21 protein-coding genes are annotated in these 22,782 nt (G+C 66.9%); 9 read left to right on the top strand and 12 right to left on the bottom strand.

Annotated features, from left to right (window positions below; genetic code table 11):
- Positions 1 to 12 precede the first annotated feature (12 nt).
- The 3 genes from EWM63_RS01525 (at position 13) to EWM63_RS01515 (ending at position 1,283) form a co-directional block, all read left to right on the top strand.
- Positions 13 to 459, top strand: a complete 447-nt coding sequence (locus EWM63_RS01525; protein ID WP_130184971.1) for a VOC family protein — start codon at positions 13 to 15, stop codon at positions 457 to 459.
- Positions 460 to 494: 35 nt separating this feature from the next.
- The gene (locus EWM63_RS01520) at positions 495 to 986 is read left to right on the top strand and encodes a hypothetical protein (protein ID WP_130184970.1); all 492 of its coding nucleotides are present in this window, start codon (positions 495 to 497) and stop codon (positions 984 to 986) included.
- A 114-nt stretch (positions 987 to 1,100) separates the two neighbouring features.
- Complete coding sequence (locus EWM63_RS01515; RefSeq protein WP_130184969.1) at positions 1,101 to 1,283, top strand: hypothetical protein; 183 nt, start codon at positions 1,101 to 1,103, stop codon at positions 1,281 to 1,283.
- Positions 1,284 to 1,300: 17 nt separating this feature from the next.
- On the opposite strand, the gene eutC is transcribed toward EWM63_RS01515, so the two are convergent.
- The 4 genes from eutC to eat are packed head-to-tail and all read right to left on the bottom strand — an operon-like array spanning position 1,301 to position 5,760.
- Positions 1,301 to 2,128, bottom strand: a complete 828-nt coding sequence (eutC, locus tag EWM63_RS01510; RefSeq protein ID WP_130184968.1) for an ethanolamine ammonia-lyase subunit EutC — start codon at positions 2,126 to 2,128, stop codon at positions 1,301 to 1,303.
- A 12-nt stretch (positions 2,129 to 2,140) separates the two neighbouring features.
- Positions 2,141 to 3,532 (bottom strand): ethanolamine ammonia-lyase subunit EutB, encoded by a 1,392-nt coding sequence (locus EWM63_RS01505; protein WP_130184967.1) that lies wholly within the window; start codon positions 3,530 to 3,532, stop codon positions 2,141 to 2,143.
- Between the two features lie 30 nt (positions 3,533 to 3,562).
- The gene (locus tag EWM63_RS01500) at positions 3,563 to 4,360 is read right to left on the bottom strand and encodes a TorF family putative porin (RefSeq protein ID WP_130184966.1); all 798 of its coding nucleotides are present in this window, start codon (positions 4,358 to 4,360) and stop codon (positions 3,563 to 3,565) included.
- Positions 4,360 to 5,760, bottom strand: a complete 1,401-nt coding sequence (gene eat, locus EWM63_RS01495) for an ethanolamine permease (protein ID WP_130184965.1) — start codon at positions 5,758 to 5,760, stop codon at positions 4,360 to 4,362. The genes EWM63_RS01500 and eat overlap by 1 nt, the downstream gene beginning before the upstream one ends.
- Positions 5,761 to 5,952: 192 nt before the next feature.
- Between eat and EWM63_RS01490 the strand changes: the two genes are divergently transcribed.
- Entirely contained in the window at positions 5,953 to 6,966 is a 1,014-nt protein-coding gene (locus tag EWM63_RS01490) for a helix-turn-helix domain-containing protein (protein ID WP_229487673.1), read from the top strand.
- A gap of 69 nt (positions 6,967 to 7,035) precedes the next feature.
- Here the strand turns inward: EWM63_RS01490 and EWM63_RS01485 are convergent, their stop codons facing one another.
- Together EWM63_RS01485 and EWM63_RS01480 are read right to left on the bottom strand one after the other, a co-directional pair.
- A complete protein-coding gene (locus EWM63_RS01485) occupies positions 7,036 to 8,181 on the bottom strand; it encodes a metallophosphoesterase (protein ID WP_229487672.1) in 1,146 nt (381 codons plus the stop codon).
- Between the two features lie 226 nt (positions 8,182 to 8,407).
- A complete protein-coding gene (locus tag EWM63_RS01480; RefSeq protein ID WP_165390713.1) occupies positions 8,408 to 9,013 on the bottom strand; it encodes a cyclase family protein in 606 nt (201 codons plus the stop codon).
- A gap of 117 nt (positions 9,014 to 9,130) precedes the next feature.
- On the opposite strand from EWM63_RS01480, the gene EWM63_RS01475 reads away from it, so the two are divergent.
- From EWM63_RS01475 to EWM63_RS01465, 3 genes are all read left to right on the top strand, one after another.
- Positions 9,131 to 11,254, top strand: a complete 2,124-nt coding sequence (locus tag EWM63_RS01475) for a GGDEF and EAL domain-containing protein (protein WP_130184962.1) — start codon at positions 9,131 to 9,133, stop codon at positions 11,252 to 11,254.
- A gap of 103 nt (positions 11,255 to 11,357) precedes the next feature.
- Positions 11,358 to 11,825, top strand: coding sequence for a GNAT family N-acetyltransferase (locus EWM63_RS01470; protein WP_130184961.1), 468 nt, complete (start codon positions 11,358 to 11,360; stop codon positions 11,823 to 11,825).
- A 68-nt stretch (positions 11,826 to 11,893) separates the two neighbouring features.
- Positions 11,894 to 12,883 carry an alginate lyase family protein gene (locus EWM63_RS01465; protein WP_229487671.1) on the top strand — a complete coding sequence of 330 codons (990 nt, stop codon included), beginning with the start codon at positions 11,894 to 11,896 and terminating at the stop codon, positions 12,881 to 12,883.
- Here the strand turns inward: EWM63_RS01465 and EWM63_RS01460 are convergent, their stop codons facing one another.
- Positions 12,884 to 14,719: a hypothetical protein gene (locus EWM63_RS01460; protein WP_207221217.1), complete on the bottom strand. Its 1,836-nt coding sequence runs from the start codon at positions 14,717 to 14,719 to the stop codon at positions 12,884 to 12,886. It abuts the gene before it with no gap.
- 158 nt (positions 14,720 to 14,877) lie between these two features.
- Here EWM63_RS01460 and EWM63_RS01455 point away from each other — a divergent pair, with 158 nt between their 5' ends.
- On the top strand, positions 14,878 to 15,702 hold the full coding sequence (locus EWM63_RS01455) for an NAD-dependent epimerase/dehydratase family protein (protein WP_130184959.1): 825 nt from the start codon (positions 14,878 to 14,880) through the stop codon (positions 15,700 to 15,702).
- A gap of 56 nt (positions 15,703 to 15,758) precedes the next feature.
- On the opposite strand, the gene EWM63_RS01450 is transcribed toward EWM63_RS01455, so the two are convergent.
- From EWM63_RS01450 to EWM63_RS01440, 3 genes are all read right to left on the bottom strand, one after another.
- Positions 15,759 to 18,299, bottom strand: coding sequence for a TonB-dependent receptor (locus EWM63_RS01450; RefSeq protein ID WP_130184958.1), 2,541 nt, complete (start codon positions 18,297 to 18,299; stop codon positions 15,759 to 15,761).
- 99 nt (positions 18,300 to 18,398) lie between these two features.
- Positions 18,399 to 19,637, bottom strand: a complete 1,239-nt coding sequence (locus tag EWM63_RS01445; protein ID WP_130184957.1) for a glycoside hydrolase family 88 protein — start codon at positions 19,635 to 19,637, stop codon at positions 18,399 to 18,401.
- 415 nt (positions 19,638 to 20,052) lie between these two features.
- The gene (locus tag EWM63_RS01440) at positions 20,053 to 20,913 is read right to left on the bottom strand and encodes an alpha/beta fold hydrolase (RefSeq protein WP_130184956.1); all 861 of its coding nucleotides are present in this window, start codon (positions 20,911 to 20,913) and stop codon (positions 20,053 to 20,055) included.
- 103 nt (positions 20,914 to 21,016) lie between these two features.
- Here EWM63_RS01440 and EWM63_RS01435 point away from each other — a divergent pair, with 103 nt between their 5' ends.
- On the top strand, positions 21,017 to 21,868 hold the full coding sequence (locus tag EWM63_RS01435; RefSeq protein ID WP_207221216.1) for a LysR family transcriptional regulator: 852 nt from the start codon (positions 21,017 to 21,019) through the stop codon (positions 21,866 to 21,868).
- A gap of 72 nt (positions 21,869 to 21,940) precedes the next feature.
- On the opposite strand, the gene EWM63_RS01430 is transcribed toward EWM63_RS01435, so the two are convergent.
- On the bottom strand, positions 21,941 to 22,288 hold the full coding sequence (locus EWM63_RS01430) for an ArsR/SmtB family transcription factor (protein ID WP_130184955.1): 348 nt from the start codon (positions 22,286 to 22,288) through the stop codon (positions 21,941 to 21,943).
- Between the two features lie 9 nt (positions 22,289 to 22,297).
- Positions 22,298 to 22,774, bottom strand: coding sequence for an SRPBCC domain-containing protein (locus EWM63_RS01425; RefSeq protein ID WP_130184954.1), 477 nt, complete (start codon positions 22,772 to 22,774; stop codon positions 22,298 to 22,300).
- Positions 22,775 to 22,782 lie beyond the last annotated feature (8 nt).

Below are 22,782 nucleotides of genomic sequence, written 5' to 3'. Positions count from 1 at the left end.
AGGAGCCCTGCCATGATCAAGGAACTGTTTGCGTACCTGTGTGTCAGCGATGCCGGCGCGGCCATCGATTTCTATCGCCGTGCATTCGGCGCCACCGAAAAGTTCCGGCTGACGGAACCCGGCGGCCGCATCGGTCATGCCGAGCTCGATTTCGGCGGCGTCACGCTGATGCTGTCGGACGAATACCCGGAATACGGCATCCATGGTCCGCGTGCGGCGCAGAGCCCGCCGGTCACCATCCACCTGCACGTGGACGATGCAGACGAGGTCGTCGCGGGCGCCCTGGCGGCCGGCGCGAGCCTGGAGCGGCCTGTGCAGGATGAGTTCTATGGCGAGCGTGGCGGCGTGGTCCGCGATCCGTTCGGGCACCGCTGGAATATCGGCCACAGCATCGAAGAGATGTCGCCCGAAGAGATGCAGCGGCGTTATACGGCGTTCATGCAGGGGCAGGGCGCATGAGCGGGCGATGTCACCCTTCAGCAAGGAAATCCGCGATGACAACCTTCCCGCCGACCGTCGCCGTGGCGCTGCTGGTTCTTGGCACCGCGGCGGGGGGCGCAACGCCGGGTCTCACGCCGGCCGATGCAGCCGCCGCGTTCAAGGCGGCCGGTTTCACGCTGAAGGGCAAACAATGGCGCCAGTGCGACGACCCGACCCCCACGTACGTACCAGGTGAAATCGCGGAAGTACGTGACCTGAATGGCGACGGGCGCCCCGAGGCTGTCATTACCGAAGGCGGCACGGTTTGCTTTGGGAATACCGGCATGGGTTATACGGTCGTGTCGAAGCAGGTCGACGGCAGCTGGAAAAAGATCACGGCCAATATGGGCAGCGCGACGTTCCTGCCAGCCAGGGGCAAGGATGGCTGGCCCGATATCGAGGTGGGCGGTCCCGGATTCTGCTTTCCGGTCTGGCGCTGGAATGGCCGGCAATATGTCCTCGATCGGCACCAGTACGAGGGCAAGCCCTGCGAGCGGAACCGTTAAGCGGGATTACCTGAGCTGTACGACTTAAGCTGCACGACTTAAGCTGCACTACTTCCGGCAGGGGCAATCGTCCCCCGCCGCGGCCTAGAATGATCTTTTCCATAAGGAGGCGCCATGACCACCCCTCGACAGCCCAAGCCCGCACCCGCCCGGGCGCCCGCGGGCACGGCACGGCAGGACACCGGAGCGGACAAGCAATCGGACGAGCTGGACGAAGCGCTGGATGAATCCTTCCCGGCCAGCGACCCCGTGGCGATCAACATCACCGCCGTCGATCCGCCGGTGCCGCCGAGGTAAGCGGCATGCGGCCGTGATCACAGCAGGAACTTCCTGCCGCCCTCCGCGGGCACTACCGCCTGGCCGCCGCTCTCGTCCTTCAGCCCGACGCCCGTCAACTGGCGCCGGCGCGCTTCCGCCAGCAGGTAATGCAGTCGGGCCGCCGCTTCGCCGTAAGGTTGTCCGGCCGGCCGCACGTTCGAGATGCAGTTGCGTCGCTCGTCCGTCAGGCCCACGGCGGGCGCCCACGTGATGTACAGGCCCATGCTGTCGGGCGAACTCAGGCCGGGCCGCTCGCCGATGAGCACCACGACGACCTTTGCGCCCAGCCGTTCGCCGACTTCATCGCCCACCGCCACGCGGCCCTGCCGCACGATGGCGATGGGCGCGAGCGACCACGGTTCGTCGTGCAGCTGCTCGTTTAACCGCTCATTCAACCGCTCCCGCAGCGCCGCGAGAAACGGCGCCGCATGCTGCGCGACGGCGAGCGACGAAAGGCCGTCCGCCACCACGAACGCCACGTCGAACGGTCGCGCGCCGGCATCCGGGCGCGTTGCCAGCGCACGTGAAGCGTCGTCGAGCCGGCGGCCCAGGTCCGGCCGCTGCAGGTAGACGTGGCGGTTTTCCGCCGCGCTGTGCAGCAGCAGGCAGGGGCCCGCTTCCGGCCACGCCGCTTCGATCGCCCGCGCCAGCGCGCCGGCGTCGAGCGCATGGTGGACGGCATCGCGGGCCCGCGCATGGGCAAGCTGGAAGTCGAGCTGGGCGGCGGTGGGCTGGCTCACGCCCGTGTGGCCAAGGGCGATGCGGGCCGCGGTGAACCGGCGCAGCGCCTGCCAGGGATCGGGCTTGCCGATGGGGTCCGACACGATGGGTCTCCTTCAGGAAAGCTGGAGCAGCGCGCGCTGGAACGGGGCGGGCAGCGTGCGACCCAGGCTGACTTCGCCGTCGCCCGTGAAAATGCCCAGGTCGCGCAGCCAGCGCTCGAATTCCGGCGCCGGCCGCAGTCCGAGCGCGCGGCGCGCATACAGCGCATCGTGGAACGACGTGGTCTGGTAGTTCAGCATGATGTCGTCCGAGCCGGGGATGCCCATCACGAACGTGCAGCCCGCGGTGCACAGCATCGTCAGCAGCACGTCCATGTCGTCCTGGTCCGCTTCCGCATGGTTCGTGTAGCACACGTCGCAGCCCATCGGCAGGCCGAGCAGCTTGCCGCAGAAATGGTCTTCCAGCCCCGCGCGCGTGATCTGCTTGCCGTCGTACAGGTACTCCGGCCCGATGAAGCCGACCACGGTGTTCACCAGCAGCGGCTTGAACTTGCGCGCCACCGCATAGGCGCGCGCCTCGCAGGTCTGCTGGTCCACGCCATGGTTGGCGCCGGCCGACAGCGCGCTGCCCTGGCCCGTCTCGAAGTACATCACGTTGTCGCCCACGGTGCCGCGCCCGAGCGACAGGGCGGCGGCACGGGCCTCGCCCAGCAGCGCGAGGTCGATGCCGAAGCTCGCGTTGGCCGCCTGCGTGCCGGCGATCGACTGGAACACCAGGTCCACGGGCGCGCGCCGTTCGATGGCGGCGATCGTGTTCGTCACATGGGTCAGCACGCACGATTGGGTGGGAATGGCGTGGCGCGCAATGATCTCGTCGAGCATGCGCACGATGTGGATCACCTGGGGCACGTTGTCGGTCGCCGGGTTGATGCCGATGACGGCATCGCCGCTGCCGTACAGCAGGCCGTCGAACAGGCTGGCGGCGATGCCGGACGGATCGTCAGTCGGATGGTTCGGCTGCAGCCGCGTCGACAGCGTGCCGGGCAGGCCGATCGTGTTGCGAAAGCGCGTCACGGGCCGGCACTTGCGGGCCACGAGCACCAGGTCCTGGATGCGCATGATCTTCGAGACGGCGGCCGCCATCTCGGGCGTGATCCCCGGCGCAAGCCGCGCCAGCGCGGCCATGTCGGCCTCATCGCTTAGCAGCCAGTCGCGGAAGTCGCCCACCGTGAGGTGGCGCACGGGCGCGAAGGCGGCCGCATCGTGCTCGTCCACGATCAGCCGCGTGACCTCGTCCGTTTCATAGGGCACCACGGCCTCGTTCAGGAACGTGGTGAGGGGCAGGGCGGCAAGGGCCATCTGCGCCGCCACGCGTTCTTCGGCGCTGCCGGCCGCCACGCCGGCGAGGTGATCGCCCGAGCGGGCCGGCGTGGCCCGGGCCAGCAGTTCGCGCAAGCCGGCGAAGGTGTAGGTCCGGGCACCCACCGTGTGGGAATATCGAGGCATCGCTGTCGGGCTCCACTGCGAAAACTGCGGTCAGAATGTCTGTGTTGCGCTGATCACGACGGCCGATCCGGCCACGTGCTTGCCGCGGCCGTTCGCGTCGAAGAAGGTCCACAGCGGCACACCGCCACGGTCGGCCTCGCCATCGTTGTGCATGGCGGCCAGGCTGAACGACCAGGTCTTCCACTGCTTCGTCACGCCGATCCGCACGTCGTTGAAATCATAATCCCCCAGGCGCTTCACGTGCTGCCTGCCAGCGTGCAGGTTGAGCACAAGGCCGGGCGCCAGTTCCGGCGACCAGTTCACTTCCAGGTAGCCGGTGCCCCGCGTGGCCACTTGCCGGCCGCTGGACGGATCGGCCGCGAAGCCGAACCAGTGCTCGCTCAGGCCCACCCAGCCGGTCACGTTGAAGCTGCCCATGTTGACGGCCAGCTTGGCTTCCTGCGTATCGTAGTCGATATGCTGGCCCGGCAGCTGGTAACCGGCGCCCGGGAACCAGTAGGTGACGATGCCGGCGTCGATCGTGTTGCCTTCGGACCAGGCGAACCGGTAGCCGCCGTACACGTCGATTTCCGTGCCGCTGCCATTGTTGTAGGCCGCCTGTGACACGCTGGACGCGAACAGGCCCACATACAGGCCGCTGGCATGGGCCGCATCCAGCGTTCCCTGCACCACGGGGCGTTTCTGGGTCTGCGACAGGCCGCGGAAGCGGTAGTCCGAGGCCAGCGTCAGGTTGCCCGATACCGTCCAGGGTGCTTCCTGGGCCGCCGCGGGGATGGCCGCCGCGGCGATGGCGAGGGAAAGAAGCAGTCGTGCGAAGGAATGCGTCATCAGATGGTCTCCACGGCAGGGGTGGCGGCGGGCTTGCCGCGGCTGAGCAGCAACATGGCGTAACCGGCGGCCAGCAGGCCGAGGTAGACGCAGAAAATCAGGAAGTTGTAGTACACCATGGTGACCAGGCAGACGAGCGCCGCCATGACGGCGAAGCCGGGCACCCAGGGGTAGCCGGGCGCGCGCCACGGGCGCACCAGGTCGGGCTCCGAGCGGCGCAGCTTGAACAGGCTCAGCATGCTGACGATGTACATCGTGATGGCGCCGAACACGGACATGGTGACGATATTGGCCGTCAGCGTCTGCCCGCCGAAGCTCACCCACTGGTCGCTGAAGATGGCGGCGATGCCGACCACGCCGCCGGCCAGCACGGCCAGGTGCGGCGTGCGGAAGCGTGGATGGATCGTCGCCAGCCGGCGTGGCAGGAACCCTTCGCGGGCCAGGGCAAAGATCTGCCGCGAGTAACCGAGGATGATGGCGTGGAAGGAGGCGACGAGGCCGAACAGGCCAAGCCACACGAGCATGTGCAGCCAGCCACTGTCGGCGCCCACGATGGCCTTCATCGCTTGCGGAAGCGGGTCGTTGATGTTGGAAAGTTTGGTCCAGTCGCCCACGCCGCCGGCAAACACCATCACGCCGATCGCCAGCACCACGAGCGTGAGAATGCCGGCGATATAGGCGATAGGGATGGAGCGGCGCGGGTTCTTCGCTTCCTCGGCCGCCATGGCCACCCCTTCGATGGCGAGGAAAAACCAGATCGCGAACGGGATCGCCGCCAGCATGCCGGGTATGGCCGCCGTGCTGAACGCGTCCTGCCCAGCCCAGCCGCCGCGCACGAAATTGGCCATCGAAAAGCCGGGCGAGACCACGCCCATGAAGACCAGCAGTTCGCCGATCGCCAGCACGGTGATCAGCAGCTCGAACGTGGCCGCCAGCTGCACGCCGGCGATGTTCAAGGTCATGAATACCAGGTAGGCGCCCACGGCGATCCACTTCGGATTCAGTTCCGGGAACTGCACGTTCAGGTAGGAGCCGATCGCCAGCGCGATCGCCGGCGGCGCGAACACGAATTCGATCAGTGTGGCCGCCCCGGCGAGATAGCCGCCCGTCGCCCCGAATGCCCGCCTGCTGTAGGCGAAGGGGCCGCCCGCCTGGGGGATCGCCGTGGTCAGTTCCGTGAAGCTGAAGATGAAGCAGGTGTACATCAGCGCGATGAAGATCGCCGTCACCGCGAAGCCCAGCGTGCCCGCCGAAGCCCATCCATAGCTCCAGCCGAAATACTCGCCCGAGATCACCAGCCCCACGGCGATCCCCCACAGCTGGACAGTGCCCAGCGTTTGCCTGAGCGCCGGCGCGCCCGGTGTGCCTGCGATGTTCATCCTGTTCTCCTGTTGGCTCATGCATTGGCCCAAGCCCCGGCGACGCCGCGCCGGAACGGTCGTGGAACGCGAATTGCTAAGTCGAGTGTAGGAAAGGACTGCGCGACAGCGTTAGCGGAAATTGGCAAACTTGCAGCGAGCGCGGCGCATTTACCACGGTGGCGGACCGGTGCCGCACCGTGACCGGCATAACTGTCCCAAGGTGAAACAGCCATGCACCACATTGAAACGATTTCCGCCCCTGCCGGCGCCATGAAGGAGCACGGCGTGCTGCGGCGCGTCACGGCCGAGGATGCCGACGACCTGGCACGCCACCTGACCGGCTGGGAGCAGGTCTACGACCAGATCACCTGCGGCGCCTTTGCCGGTGGCCTCGATGAACTGCGCCTGCCCGAGGTGCAGGTCTTTCGCGAGCGCATCAACCAGTCCGTGCACCAGGCCTGCCGGGTCCGCGCCGATGCCTTGTGGTTCGGCCTGCCGCTGGAACTGGAGGCGACCCGCATCAACGGGCGCAAGGCGGGCGTGGCGTCGGTGATGGCCCGGCCGGGCGGCAAGGACTTTGAACTGGTCACCCCGCGCGGGCACGACATCTATGGTATCGTCGTCAGCCGGAGCCTGTGCGAGGAGCGGGCGCGGCGCCATGGCTGCGCCGGCGCGCTGGCGGCGCTCGAGGGCGCGGAAATCCTGCGCGTCGAACCGGCGGCGCGTACCGCCTGCCTGCGCCAGCTATCGGCATTGCTGGAAGGCGTGGGCGAAGAGGTGTGGGAAGAGGAAGGCGATCCCGATGCCGCCGCCACCGAGGCCATGCAGCAAGGGATCGTGGACACGCTGCTCGACATGCTGGGGGCGACGCGCATCGAGGCCGCCGCGCTGAAGAGCCAGCAGCGGCGCCACCGCATCGTGGCGAAAGCGCGCGACTACCTGTTCGCGCACCGGCACAGGGCCGTGACCATCCCCGAATTGTGCGAGCATGCCTGCGTCAGCCGCCGCACCCTGCAATACTGCTTCGACGATGTGCTGGGTGTCAGCCCCGTGGTCTACCTGCGCAGGCTCCGGCTCAATGCCATCCGCCGCATGCTGCTCGAGGAACCGCCGCACGGGCGCGGCATCGGCCTGCTCGCGGGCGACTGGGGGATCGACAACGTGAGCCAGTTTTCCAGCGACTACAAGAAACTGTTCGGGAAGTCGCCATCCGCCTACGCCAGGAGGGCCGGGCGCACCGGCTGAGCGCAGCGTATCAGGTCAGCTCCTTATCGGGTGCAGCCTATCGGGTTGGCCGCGCCTGCCGGTCAACGCTTACGCGCCGCCTGCGGGCGCGCCAGCCTTTGCCGCGCGCAGCGTGATGAGCGTGATGTCGGAAGGGCGCCCCAGGCGGATCGGGAAACCCGGCCACAGCCCCGCGCCATTGCTCACGTACAGCGTCGACCGGCCGACGCTGTAGCGGCCGGAAACGAAGCCTTCGTTGAAGCGGGCGACGATCAAGTCGAGGCCGCGGGCGTGCCCGCCATGGGTGTGCCCGGAGAGTTGCAGGTCGACGCCGAACCCGGCGTTGCGCAGGATCGTTGCCGGCCGGTGGTCGAGCAGCATGACCGGCAGGCCGTCCGGCTTGCCGGCAAGGGCCGCGGCGATGTCGGGCACGCGCTGGCCATGTTTGGCGCTGACCTGGTCGGGAACGCCGGCCAGCACGAAACCCTGGCGCACGACCACGTGCCGGTTCTCCAGCATGTCGATGCCAAGCTCGTCGAACTTGCGCATCCAGGCCACGTAGTCGGCATAGTATTCATGGTTGCCGGCCACGGCGAACACGCCATCCTTCGCGGCCAGGGCCGCCAGGGGCGCCACATCGCTGGTGCGCGCCGCGGGCGTGCCGTCGACCAGGTCGCCCGAGATGACGATCAGGTCCGCACCCAGCGCATTGGTCGCCGCGACCACCTCCGTTGCCCAGGGCGCCTGCAGCAGGCGGCTCAGGTGCAGGTCGGTGAGATGGGCGACCTGGTAGCCATCGAGTGCCGCCGGCAATCCCGGCAGGTGGACTTCGAGCGGCTTCACGGCCGGCACCCTGATCGCCTGCGCCACGCCGATGCCTGCCGTGACGATGCCCAGGGCAAGGAACACGTGCGGTACCGCCCTGTTGCGCAGGATCTTCCGGCCCGTCTCGCGGGAAGGCAGCCAGGCGGCGAGGCCGGCCAGGTCCGCCAGCAACAGCAATACGGCCGTCACGACCAGTGCGCCATACGCCACGCTGATGCCGATCAGCGCGGCCCGGGGAATCTCCGGCGATGCGATGGTCGTGCCAAAGATGCGGCTGACGAGCCAGTGGTGCTCGATCAGCGCCATGAGCACGGCCGCCAGCACGGCCCTGGCGGCAAGGTTGAGCGGGAACCTGAACAGATACCGCCACACCAGGTAAAGGCCCAGGAAGAGGTTGACGATGGGTAGCACGGGTGGATCCTTGATTCGGTCGATGGCCAAGGCACTGCGCGGGGCCGTGGCCGGTTGGATGGGCATTGCATCCGGACGGCTGGCGGCGCGGGTCGATACCCTTACTGTCCAGCAGGCCTGCGGCCGGTATGCTAGCAGGAAGCTGGAAAGTTCGCCTGCATGCACGATTGCTTGCCATAAAGACATGGAGTCCTTCCCGTGGCGTGCCCTGGCGCCGCAACCGGGGTTATCGCTTCGCCCGTATCAGCACGCGCGCGGGTGAACCGCTGACCCCCATCAGCCGCAAGGGCAGAGCGATGATGTCGCCCGCGGGCGCCAGGTCGCCAATGTCGTCCAGCACCGCTTCCAGCAAATCTTCGGCAAGGAATTTTCCTGCTCCTGCCACGCGCCGGTGGAACCACAGCGGGTCGGCATGGGCGACGTTCAGGTTGCCGACCATGACGATCATCAGGGGCGGCAAGGCCAGCATGGCGTCGATGGCGGCCGTGGCGGCCGGATGCGGCGTCCGCGCATCGAGCAGCACGTGGCTTTCGCCGGTCCAGTCGAAACGGACGTCCGGGTCGGCGAGATCTTCCGCCGTGACCAGCCGATAGGTGCCCACGCAGGCGCCGGCCGGCAGCGCGTCCAGCGTCGCGCCGCCATCGGCGAAGTGGCATGGGGCATCGATATGGGTGCCCGTCTGCGTGCCCAGTGCGAGGCGCCATACCTCGAAGCCTTCGGTGGCGCGCTCGGCCCACCGCTCGATGGCCAGCGGCGGGTCGGCATAGCCGTCTTCCTGGTAGATCCACAGATCCTGGTCCAGCTTGCGGGTCAGGTCGATCCAGTCGTTCATGGGCTTTTCCTCCGGGCCAGCGGGCATGGTAACGCGGCCTGGCGGTTTCCGGCGACGCCGTGTCAAAAGGGCCGTGGTACCATCGAAGGCATTGCCAACTTGATAGCCACGCCATGTATGGGGTCCAGTAACGCCGAGGAGATCCAGCGCCGACTGGACGACCTTCTCGATCACCTGCCGGCAGGCGTCGTGGTGCATGGGACCGACGGCCGCATCCTGAACGCCAACCGTCTCGCCTGCGAGCTCATCGGCCAAAGCGTCGAGCAGTTGCGCGGCACCAGCTCCGATGAAAGCGCCTGGCACCTCCTCGCGGCCGACGGCACGCCGCTGTCCCCGGAGCAATTCCCTGTCAACGTGGTGCTGCGCACGGGCCAGAAGCAGTCGCAGATCCTTCTCGGGCTTCCGCTCCCGGAGGCCGGATTCGTGCGCTGGGTGATCTGCAACGCGTATCCGGAAACCGACGCCGACGGCACGCTGTGCCGTGTCGTCGTCTGCTTCACGGATTGCACGGGGCTGAAACAGGCGGAACAGGACCTGCACAAGTCGGAAGAGCGGCTGAGGCTCGTGCTGCAGGGGTCCACCGATGCCCCCTGGGATTACGATCTCGTGAAGGGCGAAATCTATTATTCCGACCGGTGGTGGAACATGCTCGGCTACGAGCCGGGCGCGCTGGCGACGACGCCGGACCTCTGGCTGGCGCTGGCGCATCCCGACGACCGGCAGCGTGTCGTCGGCTTCCTGCAGGAGGTGCTCGGCGGGCAATGCGAGGGCTACAATTTCGAATTCCGGCTGCGCCACCGGGATGGGCATTATTTCCCGGTCCTGTCGCGCGGCTGGGTATCGCGCGATGCACACGGCACGGCGTTGCGCCTGTCCGGCACCAATACCGACCTGACCGAACGCAAGATCGCGGAACAGCGCATTTACGAACTGGCCAATTTCGATCACCTGACCGGCTTGCCGAACCGCCGCCTGCTGATCGAGGAGCTGCACAAGGCACTGGTCCGCGGGCAGCGCTCCGGGCGCTTCGGCGCCGTCGTGTTCATCGACCTGGATAACTTCAAGCTGCTGAACGATACGATGGGCCACGACCTGGGCGACCTGCTGCTGCGCCAAGTGGCCGACCGCCTGCGCCGCACGCTGCGCCACCGCGACCAGCTGGCCCGCCTGGGCGGCGACGAATTCGTCGTCGTGCTGGAAGACCTGGGCGACGACCCGCACGGTGCCGCGAACGAAGCCCAGCATGTGCTGGAAAAACTGCTGGCCGCGCTGGGGCAGCCGTATTACCTGAACGACCGCCTGTTCCTGAGCACGCCAAGCATGGGGGCCACGCTGTTCGACGGCACCGCGACCGACATCGAGACCCTGCTCAAGCAGGCCGATCTCGCCATGTACCGGGCCAAGTCCGACGGGCGCAATACCGCCAGGTTCTTCGATCCCGCCATGCAGGCCGTGGCCGAGCACCAGGCGGCGCTGGAGCGCGCCCTGCACGACGCCCTGTCGACCCGGCAGTTCGTGCTGTTCTGCCAGCCGCAGTTCAGCGCGGCGGGGCAACTGGTCGGGGCGGAAGTGCTGGTGCGCTGGCGGCGCGCCAACGGCGAACTGCTCGGCCCCGACGCATTCATCGGCCTGGCGGAATCGTCGGGCATGATCGTGCCCCTCGGCCAATACGTGCTCGAGGAGAGTTGCCGCGCACTGGCGCGCTGGCGCACCGATTGCACGCTCGGGAAACTCGAGCTGGCCGTCAATGTCAGCGCCCAGCAGCTGCGCAACGACGACCTGGCATCCAGCATGGCCGGTATCCTGCGCCAGACCGGCGCGCCTGCGGAAAAGTTGTGCCTGGAGCTGACGGAAAGCGTCTTCGCGGAAAACGTGGCGGCCGTGATCGAGCGCATGCACGCGCTTTGCAGCCTGGGCGTGCATTTTTCCCTGGACGATTTCGGCACCGGCTATTCCTCGCTGGCCTACCTCAAGCGCTTCCCGCTGACGGCCCTGAAGATCGACCGCTCGTTCGTGCACGACGTGCACCTCGATGCCGACGCCACGTCGATCGTCGAGGCGATCATCGCGCTGGCCCACAAGCTCAAGCTCGACATCGTTGCCGAAGGCGTCGAACACGAGGCGCAGCGGGCCTTCCTCGTCGACAGCGGTTGCAATACGCTGCAGGGCTACCTGCTGGGACGGCCGATGCCGATGAGGGATTTCGAGCGGCTGTACAGCGGCGCCGGGACTGGTGGGTAGCGCTATCGGGCCGATTCGTTTCGTCAGGGCGGCACTGCGGTTATAAGATGGCGCATGCACGGACCGCCCAGGTCCGTTTCGGGAAAACCAAGCAGGAGGCGCCATGCCGGTACAACGCCTAGCCACCGTCGAAGATCTCGCCGCCCTGTGGGCATTGCGCACCCGGGCCGTTCGCAGCGGCTGTGCCGCGCACTATGCGCCGGACGTCATCGAGGCCTGGTGCGCCGCGCCGATGCCCGACAGGATGCCCGGCCTTGTTGCAGGCGGCGGATGCCTGGTCGCCGAAGACGAAGGCCGGCTTGCCGGCTATGCGATCCTCGATGTGGCAAACGGCGAGGTGGACGCGGTCTTCGTCGAGCCCTCGGGGCAGGGGAGAGGGATCGGCATCGGCCTGCTCGTCGCGCTCGAAGCGCTGGCACGCGAACGGCGGATCGGCAGGCTGTACCTGTCGGCTTCGCTGAACGCGGTGCCGTTCTACGCGCGCGCGGGGTTCACCGCGATCAGGGAAGAGCTGTATCCGCACCGCAGCGGCATCGCCATTGCTTCGGTGCTGATGGCGAAGTCGCTGTAGCCCGGGCTCCCGCTTTACAGCATGACGCGTGGGCGGTACGATGGGTAATCGTTTACCGGAGGCCCGCTTTGAAACGTCAAGGCTTACATCCCGATGGCCACGCTGTCCGCCCGCGCCGGTCGCTGCTCCTTCCCATGCTGTTGCTGGCGATCGCGAGTCGCAGCGCCATGGCGTGCGAGGCGCCACCGCCACCGGTGCGCGACATCGACGCGAACCGCTATTACACCGATGCCCGCAGCTCCGTCATCGACCCGGTGCTGAAGACGCGCAATGAAGCGGCGGTCCGGCCGGTCAACGATTTCCTTGAAGTGGTAGCACGCCGCGCGAGCGCATGGCAGCGACGCGGCGACGTGGCCGATGCGCATTGCGCGCTCAACTGGCTCGAGGCATGGGCCCGGCCCGGCGCCATGCTGGGAACCATGACGACCCCACAGTCGTACTACACGCGCAAATGGACGCTCGGCGGGATGGCGCTCAGCTACGCGCGTGTGCGGGACGCGGCCACGCCGGCGCAGCGGCAAGCCATCGAGGGCTGGTTCGGGCGCCTGGCCGATGCCACCATCGCCCATTCGGACGCGCACAAGGGGGTGCGCAACAACCACTACTACTGGGAAGGCCTGGCGGTGACGGCCGCCGGCGCCGTCACCGGCGAGCAGCGCTACCTGGCCTGGGGGCGCAAGGTGTTCGGCGACGCCATGCGCCAGGTGCAGCCCGACGGCTCGCTGCCGCTCGAACTGGCGCGCGCGGGCAAGGCGCTGCACTACCACCTGTACGCCGCCGCGCCGCTCGTCATGATGGCCTCGATCTTCGACGTGCAGCACCCGGCACTGGAACGCCTCGTGCGCTACGCCGTGGACGGCATCGCCGACCCGGCACGCATCGAGCGTGCCGCGGGCGCGCCGCAGGAGCTGCCGGCGCGCATCCCCGGCTGGATCGCCATCTACGATCGTCATGCGCCACGCCCGCTATCGGTCGGGCCGCCGCCCGGCGATAACTGGGATGCGCGCATGGGCGGCGACCGGAACCTGGCCAATCCGCTGGAGCATCCGGTCCGCTGATTACTGGTAGCGGATCGTCCAGCTGACGACGAGCGGCTCGCGCAGGCTGAACGCGCCACTGCTGCACCGGACCACCGAGTGCATCGAGCCATACGGCGCGCGATAGGCGGGGTTGTCGCCGGCCGGCTGCACGGCGCACGAAGCGAGCGAGCTCACTTCGAATGCCCGCACCGCGCCGTTCTTGAAACGCACCGTGTTGCCGTCGACCGTGGCACCGGTCGAGAACGAGGCGAATTCCAGGCTGACCTGCGACACGTCGAGCGGCGCCGTCGGGATGTAGCGGTCGGTGCGCGTGATGGCGCCCGACTGCAGCGCATATTCGGTTTCGACACGGATGCGGCCATCCTTTTGCGGCAGGTTCTTGCCGAGCCGCGTCAGCTCGTCCTGCCGGTAGGTGACGACGTGGCCGGCACCGCGCGCGCTGCTCCGGATGTCCTTCATGAAGGCGGTGGCGATGAGTTCACTGCCGTCGGCCAGCGTGAACTTGGGCAGCAGTTGCGGATGGGCGTGGCCGCTGTCGGCGACGCCTGCGACGACGTTGTGCGCGAAGGGCAGCGGATAGTAGGGGCTGTTCGCATGCTGGCCCTGGCCGCCGTTGATCAGCGACAGGCTGAACACGTGCCCCTTGTCTCGCCAGATCGCCAGCGCCCGGTCGTACTCGCCGCGCGCAAACCGGGTGAGGCTGAACTTCGGCCGCGTGCGTTCGAACCATGCCGCCAGGTCCTGGCGCGGCGTTACGCCCTTCATCTCGGCGCGGTTCCACAGTTCGTTGGTGGCGATGAGCTGGTGCAGCAGCGAAAAGTTTTCGCCCAGGATGCGGTGCTTGCCCCGATAGGCGTCCGTGCGCCGGCCCTTGTTCCACAAATCGACGGAGCCGATGCCGCTGTCGTACCAGAAGGTCATGTAGCGCTCGGCGATGCGCGCCGAGTAGGCGTAGGCGTATTCCTTTTCCTCGGGGCTCAACACGCCCAGATAGGCCGCGGTCGACAGGATCTCCAGCATCGCGGTCTCGCCGTAAGGGCCCAGGCTGCGGCCCATCGTGAACCCGGTGCCGTCGGCCGTGGCGCTGTTCAGGGCCACGTCGGCGGACTTGCGCAGCAGCGCCTTGAGCTCGGGCGTCACCGTCATGCCAGTCTCGATGAAGCGTTCGCAGATCTCGGCCGCCAGCAGGATGCTGTAGCGGTCGAAGCGGCCCTGGCCATCGGTCTCGTCGCTGAAGCCGTATTCGCCCGAGTAGGCGGCATAGTGCTTGAGCATGCGGTCGAGCAGCACCGCGCTGGCGCCCGCGTCTTCCCAGCCCATGAGCATGCGCAGCCGGGCGATGCTGAACGCCACGCCGTAATAGTTCGTCGGCAGGTTGACCAGTTCGAAGCCCGGCTGCGTGACGAAGGTGCGCCAGTCGAGGCGGTCGCGCAGCCTGGCCAGCGTGGCGGGGCGCACTGCGCGTCCCAGCAGGCCTGCTTCCTTCAGCCGGTGCAGCGCACCGATGTAGTAGTAGATGCCCCACGTCTCGTTGTCCATGCCGATGGTGAGATCGGCCAGGTCGGCATAATCGCGCAGCATGCCGGGCAGGCGCGGATCGGCGGGGTTCACGGATTGCACGTGCACCAGCAGGTCGGCCAGGCCGGTGGCGATCTTGCCGGGCAAGAACCTGTCCTTGCTCTTCAGGGCCGCCTGTCCATCCATCGTGATGCCGTCCCGTTCCTTCACCAGCTTGTGGAACAGGGCCTCGAGCTGCGGGTAGGCCTGGGCAACGCTGCGTTCCAGCGGCAGCGCGGCGTGCGCGCACGGGGAAAGCAGGCTCGCGGCGGCCAGCAGGGTGAGGGCAAGGCGCATGGTGTAGTCTCCAGTCATGTTAAACGTTTTCTCTAAAATTGGCGGTCAATACTTCTAAAAGACGGCAGAATGCAGCTGGCGTGACGGGACCCCATTATTGACGCTGCGTTTGGTTCGGCTATACTAAGGTAAACGTTTACCTTCACCTGGAGCGAACCATGCAACAAGACACACCGCACAAACCCTTCAAACGCCTGCTGCTCACCGGTGCCGGCGGCGGCCTCGGCACCCTGCTGCGCGAGCGCATCAAGCCGTGGGCGGACGTGATCCGCGTTTCCGATATCCGCGACATCCCCACGGCGCAGGCCGGCGAGGAAGTGGTGCGTTGCGACCTGTCGGACCGCGCCGCGGTGCTGTCCCTGCTCGATGGCGTGGATGCCGTCCTCCACTTCGGCGGCGTGTCGGTCGAGGAGGAGGTCGACAGGATCGTGCAGGCCAATATCGTCGGCCTGCACAACCTGTACGAGGCCGTGCACAAGCAGGGCATCCGGCGCGTCATCTATGCCAGTTCCAGCCACGTGGTCGGCTTCTACCCGACCACCCAGGTCGTCGACGCCTGCGCACCGCTGCGCCCCGATTGCCTCTATGGCGTGTCGAAGTGCTTCGGCGAAGCGCTGTCGCGCTACTATTACGACCGCTTCGGCATCGAAACCGTCTGCCTGCGCATCGGCTCCTCGTTCGACGCACCGCGCAACGCGCGCATGATGGTCACCTTCCTTGCGCATGACGACCTGGTGGAGCTGGTGCGCTGCGCGCTGTTCACGCCGCGCGTCGGCCACACGATCACGTTCGGCGTGTCGGACAACCCGGTGCGCTGGTGGGACAATGGCCAGGCCGCCCACCTCGGCTTCGTGCCGAAGCACAGCTCGCGCGAGCACGCCGGGCGCTTCCCGCAGACAGGCGCCTGGCCGCCGGTGGACGATATCGGCGCAACGTTCCAGGGCGGACCCTTCGTGCTGGCCGGACCGATCTACAAGGATTGATGCCGGCATGATCAAGGGGCGGCCAGGCGGCCGCCCGGCCCGCGACCGGACCATCCTCAAAACTTCACATCCAGCTTGGCGCTGAAGTAGCGGAACACGTCGCGCGGCGGCACCCAGTTGTCGACGGTGATACTGGGCGACGTCGACGTGGGGCCGGCGCGGAAGCTCAACCCGCTGGCGTTCGCGTTCGGAATGTAGAACCGGTCGAACAGGTTGTTGACGCGGAAGCTCAGGCGCCACCGGTCCTTGTCTTCACGGATGCCGAAGCCCAGGTCGGCGATCGTGTAGCTGTCGTTCACGGCGCGCGGGTCGTTGTTGATGCTGGTCTGGTAATCGCTCTGGTAGCGCACGTTGCCGTTCACGAACAGGCGGTAGGGGATGGCGGTCAGCCGCATCTCGTAATTGCTGCCGATGTTGACCTTGACCTTCGGCGTGCCCGGGAACACGCCGCCGGACAGGTCCTGGATGCCGGTCGTGGCGCCGGCGCGGATCGGGAAGCACTGGCGGTTCCAGCCGCCCAGCGAGCCGCCTTCGCCCAGGCCGGTGTTGCCGATCGCCGGGTTGGTGTTGTCCTGGTAGCAGGGGCCGTTCTTCCAGTCGACGATGCTCGGCCGCGTGTAGGCGAGAGCGGCGTTGACCGACCAGCCCGGCGAGAGCAGCATGTTCGCATCGATCTCAAAGCCTTTCGTGCGGATCTTCGGGATCGAATTGAGCTGCGTGTAGATCGTGGGGTCGTCGGGCAGCACGAACGACGTGTTCTGCTGGTAGTGCTTGAAGTCGGTCTTGAACAACGTGGCCGCGACCGACAGGCGGTTGTTGAACAGGTTGGCCTTCGTGCCCAGTTCGTAGGTGCGGCTCGTTTCCGGGTCCACCGGGAAGGCCGCGGATGCGCGCAGGCCGCTAGTGACATCGTACGCCTTGCCCTTGTGGCCCGTGGCCGTCATGGCATACACCATCACGTCGCCGGTGACCTGCTTCTGGATGCTCAACTTGCCGGTCGTGGCCCAGTCCTCGTTGCCGCTGCTGCTGAACACGTCCACGCCGACGGGGCCGGGCACGAACGTGGCGCGGTCCAGCTGGTCCGTGTAGAAGCTGCGTTCGTAGTTGAAGCCCGATTCCTCCAGGTTGCGGCGCACGCCGGCGACGAGGGTCCACGTCGGTGCGAAGTCCCACGTGCCCTGGCCGAACACGGCCTTGTTCACGTTGTAGATGTCGGTGTAGTAGTTGGTCGGGCTCGAGGGCGAATTGGCGGCGCACCGTGCGGGCGCCACGCAGAAGCCGCGGATGAAGTGGCGGTCGATCTCGTTGCGCGCCCACCACAGGCCGGCCACGTAGCGCAGGCTGCCGGCGTCCGGCGACACGAGGCGGAATTCCTGCGTCTTCGAGCGGATGTCGTAGGAGCCGAACTGGCTGTTGCCGACCGTGAACCGGGTTTCGCCGGGGCGGGCAATGGTCGGCACGTCCGTGAAGTCCTGGTCGCGCGCGTCGTTGGCCTTGTAGCGCTGGTAGGACGAGATCGACATCAGGATCGCATCGTTGGGCAGCGTGTACGACAGCTTCAGGCCCGTGCCCGTGGTGCGCGAGCTGATCCCGGTGGGGAAATCGCGCCGCACGGAGCGGTTGTTTGGATTGGTCGGGTCGATGCCGGCCAGTACCAGCGAGGCGGGCAATTGCGGATTGCCGTTCATGTACGCGGTCGACAGGTCGACCGGCACGCGCGCCAGGTTGCCCGCCGCGGCCGAACCGGTCGTGCGATAGAAGCCGTTCACCGCGGTCACGCCGCGCGTGTTGGACTGCTCGTTATATTGCGGCATGAAGTCGATGTCGAGGTTCGGGACCGGCGTCCACGTGAACTTCGCCATCAGCGTCTTGCCGGACGAGCCGTTGACCTTCTCGCCCGTCGTCAGGTTCGTGAAGTTGCCGGGCATGTCGCTCTTGTTGACGGCGATGCGCATGCCGAACGTGTCGGTCATGCGCCCGCCCACCGAGGCGGCCAGCCGCCACTCGTGGTCGTCGGTATAGTAGGCGCTGCCCCGGTACACGATCGGCCCGCTGATCGGCTTCGTCACGATGTTGATGGCGCCGGCCACGGCCGACTTGCCGAACAGCGTGCTTTGCGGGCCCTTCAGCACTTCGACGCGGGCCACGTCGGCCAGGTCGCGGAATGCCTGGAACTGCACGGCGATGGGGATATCGTCGATGATCACCGACACGTCGGACTCCACGCCGATGCCGACCGATACCGTGCCGATGCCGCGCATGAACAGCGCGTTGTTGGCCGCCGTCGTGCCCGACGCCTGGGTCAGCGACGGGGTGAGGGCCACGACGTCCTCGATCTCGCGCACGTTGTTGCGCTGCAGTTCTTCTTCCGACAGCACGGAAATGGCCATCGGCACGCTCTCGAGCTTTTCCACGCGCTTGTTGGCTGTGACGACCACGGACTGCAGCCGGTTCGGATCGGGCTGCGCTTCGGGGCTTGCCTGCCCGTGGGCGGGCAGCGCCCATTGCGCGAGGGCGAGGGCGACGACCGCGGCAAGCGGTTGCAAGGCAAGCGGCTTCGTGGCCACTGCGGCGCGTGTGTTGTGGTTCTGGTGCATGCTGGTCTCCTGTTATTTTTGGTAAATACAGCCGGGCCCGGGTGGCGGCCACCGCGCGCGTGAAGCCGCCGGCCGATCCCGATGCGCCGGCGCGATGGGTCATCCGCCGGCGTCGGCGCCGCCCTGTGCGGCCTTCAGGCGCAGCAGGGCTTCGAGAAAGTAGTAGTCGCCGTAATTCAGGGGCACGTCGATTTCCTTGCCGGCCGGCTTGTGGCCGGTGGCGTGCTTGAGGAGGAAGTCGCCGTTTTCGCCTGGCCCGGCAAGATAGGCAGGGGAGGCGAGGCTGCGCAACTGCGCTTCGGCGAACGCGCGGTACCGCTGCGCCAGGCCCTTGTCCGCAAAGCGCGCCAGCTCCAGCAGGGCCGAGCTGGTGATGGCGGCCGCCGAGCTGTCGCGCGGCGCGTCAGGGATCGCCGGGTCGTCGAAGTCCCAGTAGGGCACCTTGTCCGCCGGCAGGCGCGGGTGATTCATGATGAACGCGGCGATCCGGTGCGCTTGGCGAAGGTACTCGTCCTTGCGGGTTTCGCGGTACATCATCGTGTAGCCGTACAGTCCCCACGCCTGGCCACGGGCCCACGCCGAGGCATCGGCGTTGCCCTGCACGGTGATGCGGCCACGCACCGCACCGCTTTGCGGATCGTAGTCGACGAGGTGATAGCTGGAGTGATCGGGCCGGAAATGGTTTTTCAGCGTCGTATCGGCGTGGGCAATCGCGATGTCGCGGTAATGCGGTTCATTCGCCGCGCGCGATGCCCACGTCAGCAGTTCCAGGTTCATCATGTTGTCGACGATGACGGGGAAGGTCCACGTGCTGTTCTTCCACAGGTCCCACGACTGGATGCTGCCCACCTTCGGGTTGAAGCGCGTGACCAGCGTGGTGGCGCCCGCGAGGAGGGCGTCGCGGTAGGCCGGATCGCCGGTGAGGCGATAGCCGTTGCCATAGCCGGCACCCAGCATGAAGCCGAGGTCGTGCTGTGTCTTGTCGAATTTGGCGGGCGCCGTGCGGGCCGTATAGTCGATGGCCGCGGCCCGCCACCGGGCGTCGCCGGTCGCTTCGTACAGGTACCAGAGCGAGCCCGGGAAGAAGCCCGCGGTCCAGTCCTTCACATCGACGAGCCGCACTTCGCCATTCTCGACCGTGCGGGGAAAACCGGGTTGACGCTGCACTTTCGCCAGCAGCGTGCCGTAGCGCTCCGCTGCCGCCGCGAACGTGTCGCGTACCAGCTCTGCGGCCGGCTTGTCTGCCGTTGCCGCCATGGCCGTGCCGACCAGGGGCAGGGTCGTGACGATGCCGCACACTGCCGTCGCAAGCACGCGGGCGAGGGGGGAATATCCCATGATGACTGTCTCCTGTTATTTCTTCTGGTCCATCGATCGTATGCAGGCGATGTGCCAAAGTCAACAGGATTAGGTAAACGATTACCTTCCTCTTGAAGTTCCGTTGTATGCGGCACAACACCGATTGGAAACGATACCAATTTTATGGGATTATGCAATAATCGACGGATACCAGAAAACGTTTTTTAACGCCGGCATGGCCCAGGGACGGTAGCAGGACGGGTCCCGTTCTGTAGCGCTGGGCAGGAAATGGACGATTGCGGCGCCGGGCCGTCATCACGCTTGGGTGAGGACCCGGCAAGGAAGATACCGCCCGATGCGCGGGCTGGCTACCCGCGATCGGGGATGGCTAAAGCGGTTTTCTAACGGTCGGGGTATCGCGGCTGGCTGGGGGCGCCGCGTGAAGGTCAATGCATCATTCGGATGCGGCGGCAACAAATCCCTGCACAAGCCGGCTGAATGCCGCCGCATGCGTGGCCACCATGCCGTGCGAAGCGCCAGCAATGGTGTACTTCTCGGCGCGACCGCACCACGCCATGAGCTGCGCCACATTGTCGCGATACATCCGCGGGCTTTTTTCGCCTTCGACCAGCAGCACCTTGCAGCGCAGGCTGGCGGCGGCGGCCTGGGTGTAGGCCGGCAGCGGATCGCGGAACTGCTTGGGCAGCGTGGAGGCGTTATCGAGCGCCATCCTGCGGAAGGCCGGCGGGCTGCGGCGCCAGGCGCCGGTCATGCTGACGGAATCGACGAACAGTTCGAGCCCGGCATCGATGTCGCCTGCCTCGACAAGCTCCGCCACCCGTGCGCGCAGGGCGGTCGTTGCCGCCGGCATCTGCGCTTCGGGCAGGCCATCGACCTGCAGCGGCCCGCCCGGATCGGCCAGTGTCAGCGACTTGACCAGGTGCGGATATTCGCGCGCCAGCTGGAAGGCGACGCAGCCGCCACGCGAATGGCCCACCAGGTGCACCGGCCCCACGTTCATCATCGCGATGAAATCGGCCAGTTCCTCCATGTGCGTGCGCCAGCCGAATTCGCCGGGCATGCGGTCCTGGTCGTCCGGCCAGTAATGGCTCAGGCTTACCGACATGCAGAAGAACTGCTTCGACAGCACACTTGTCTGGGCATCCCAGTAGCGGTAATCGCACAGCGAGCCGTGGATGAACACCAGCGGTTCGCCGTAGCCGCTGGCCACATACGGCACGCGGGTGCCGGAGGGCAGTGTGGCGAAATACACCTCGGGGGTGGCAAGGCTCGGCAGGTTGGTTCGTGCGTTCATCGGTGGGCTCCTTTCCGACACTATGCATCACGCACTTCTCCAAGAAAATCGCATAATATTGAAGGTAACCATAAGATTTTCTGATACTGATGCATAGGATTCAATGAAAGCACTGGACCTCGATGTCTTGGCGATGATCGTCGCCGTGGCCGATACCGGCAATATCAGCCGCGCGGCCGAAGTCGTGCACCGTTCGCAATCGGCCGTGAGCATGCAGATCAAGACGCTCGAGGCGGCGCTGGGCAAGCCGCTGTTCGTGCGCCGGCCGCGCAGCGTCACGCCCACGCAGGATGGCGAAGTGCTGCTGACCTATGCGCGGCGCATGCTGGCGCTGCGCGACGAGGCGTGGGCGGCCGTGGTGCGCCCCGACATCACGGGCCGCGTCGTCATCGGCGTGCCGGACGACTATGCGTCGTCGCTGTTCCCGTCAATCCTCAAGAAGTTTTCCGCCACCTACCCGAAAGTCGAGATCCAGGTGGTCGGGCTGCCCAGCGTGGCGCTGGCGCCGATGGTGAAGGATGGCTCCGTCGACCTGGTCTGCGCCACGCGCGTGAAAGGGCTGTCGGGCGAGTTCGTGCGCTTCGAGCCGATGGTGTGGGCCGCGGCGCCCGGCGCGGAAGCCATCTGGCGCGAACGGCCGCTGCCGATCGCCGTCTTCCTGCCCGGCAGCGTGGCGCGTGAAAACGCCATCCGCAGCCTGGAGCGCGCCAGGATCGGCTACCGCACGTCGTTCGAGAGTCCCAGCCTGATGGGTTTGCTCAGCATGGTCGAGGCGGGTCTCGCCGTGGCGCCCCTGGCCCAGTGCGCGGTGCCCCGGCATTTCACGCTGCTCGGCCAGGGGCAGGGCTTGCCGGAGATCGACGCGCTGGAAGTGATCCTGGCGCGCAGCGCCAAGTCGAAGCGGCCGCCATGCGACTTCCTGGCCGAGCGGATCATGGCGGAATTGCGGCGGTGAGCCATTGCGGGCACGACTGGGCGGGGTCCTCGCCGCGCTGCGCACCGCTTCTCCGCCCGGCGAGCCATCGCGTCATTTCCCCGGCGCGTCCTCCTGCAGCAGCGCATCCAGCGCATCGAAACGCTGCTCCCACATCCGGCGGTTGGCCGCCACCCAATGGGCAAGGACGTCGAGTCCCTGGCCGTCGAGCTCGCACATCCGGACGCGGCCGACCTTGCGCGTCCGCAGCAGGCCGCAGGTTTGCAGGATGCGCAGATGCTGCGAGATGGCGGTCAGCGTGACATCCAGCGCGGCGGCCAGGGCGCTGACCGATTGCGGTCCCTGCGCAACCAGCCTGACGATCGCGCGGCGGGTGGCGTCGCCCAGCGCGGCGAAAACCTGGTCCGCCGCGTCTGTCTGCAGTGCCTGTGCCTGATTCATTCCGGCCCTTTACTTGATCGCGAGGGCAGCATGTAACTGGCCCAGCAGCTGCTGCCAGCCCGCTCGCCGCAGTTCCGGGCCGTCCGCACCGTCGCCATACATCGCCTGATGGGTAAAGACCAGGCGTGTCGAGTCGGCTCCTTCGCTGAAGAACTCAAAGGTGTGCAGGGAAGCGGAAAAGCGCCGTCCGTCCATCGCCATCGTGGCGGCGGCGACGATGCGCTGTTGCGGAACGATGTCAAGGAAGTAGCCATCCGATTCCAGCGCCACGCCCGCGAAGGGCATGCCGGGCTTGAAGCGGTAGCGCGCCAGTTCGCGGCCGCCGACCTCGAATGCCATGTCGTACTGCTCGATCTCATGCTGGGCCCCTTCGGTAAACCAGCGCTTCTTCTCGCGCGGCTCGCTGAATGCCCGGAACACGCGCGCCAGCGGGGCGGCGAAGGTGCGCTCCAGCGTAAAAGTGTCGAACTGCGCTGCCTGAACCATGATCCGCC

Source organism: Pseudoduganella lutea (genome assembly GCF_004209755.1).
GTDB lineage: Bacteria > Pseudomonadota > Gammaproteobacteria > Burkholderiales > Burkholderiaceae_D > Rugamonas > Rugamonas lutea.
The sequence above is the reverse complement of the archived record's forward strand: the minus strand, read 5'-3'. Positions and strand labels throughout refer to the sequence as shown.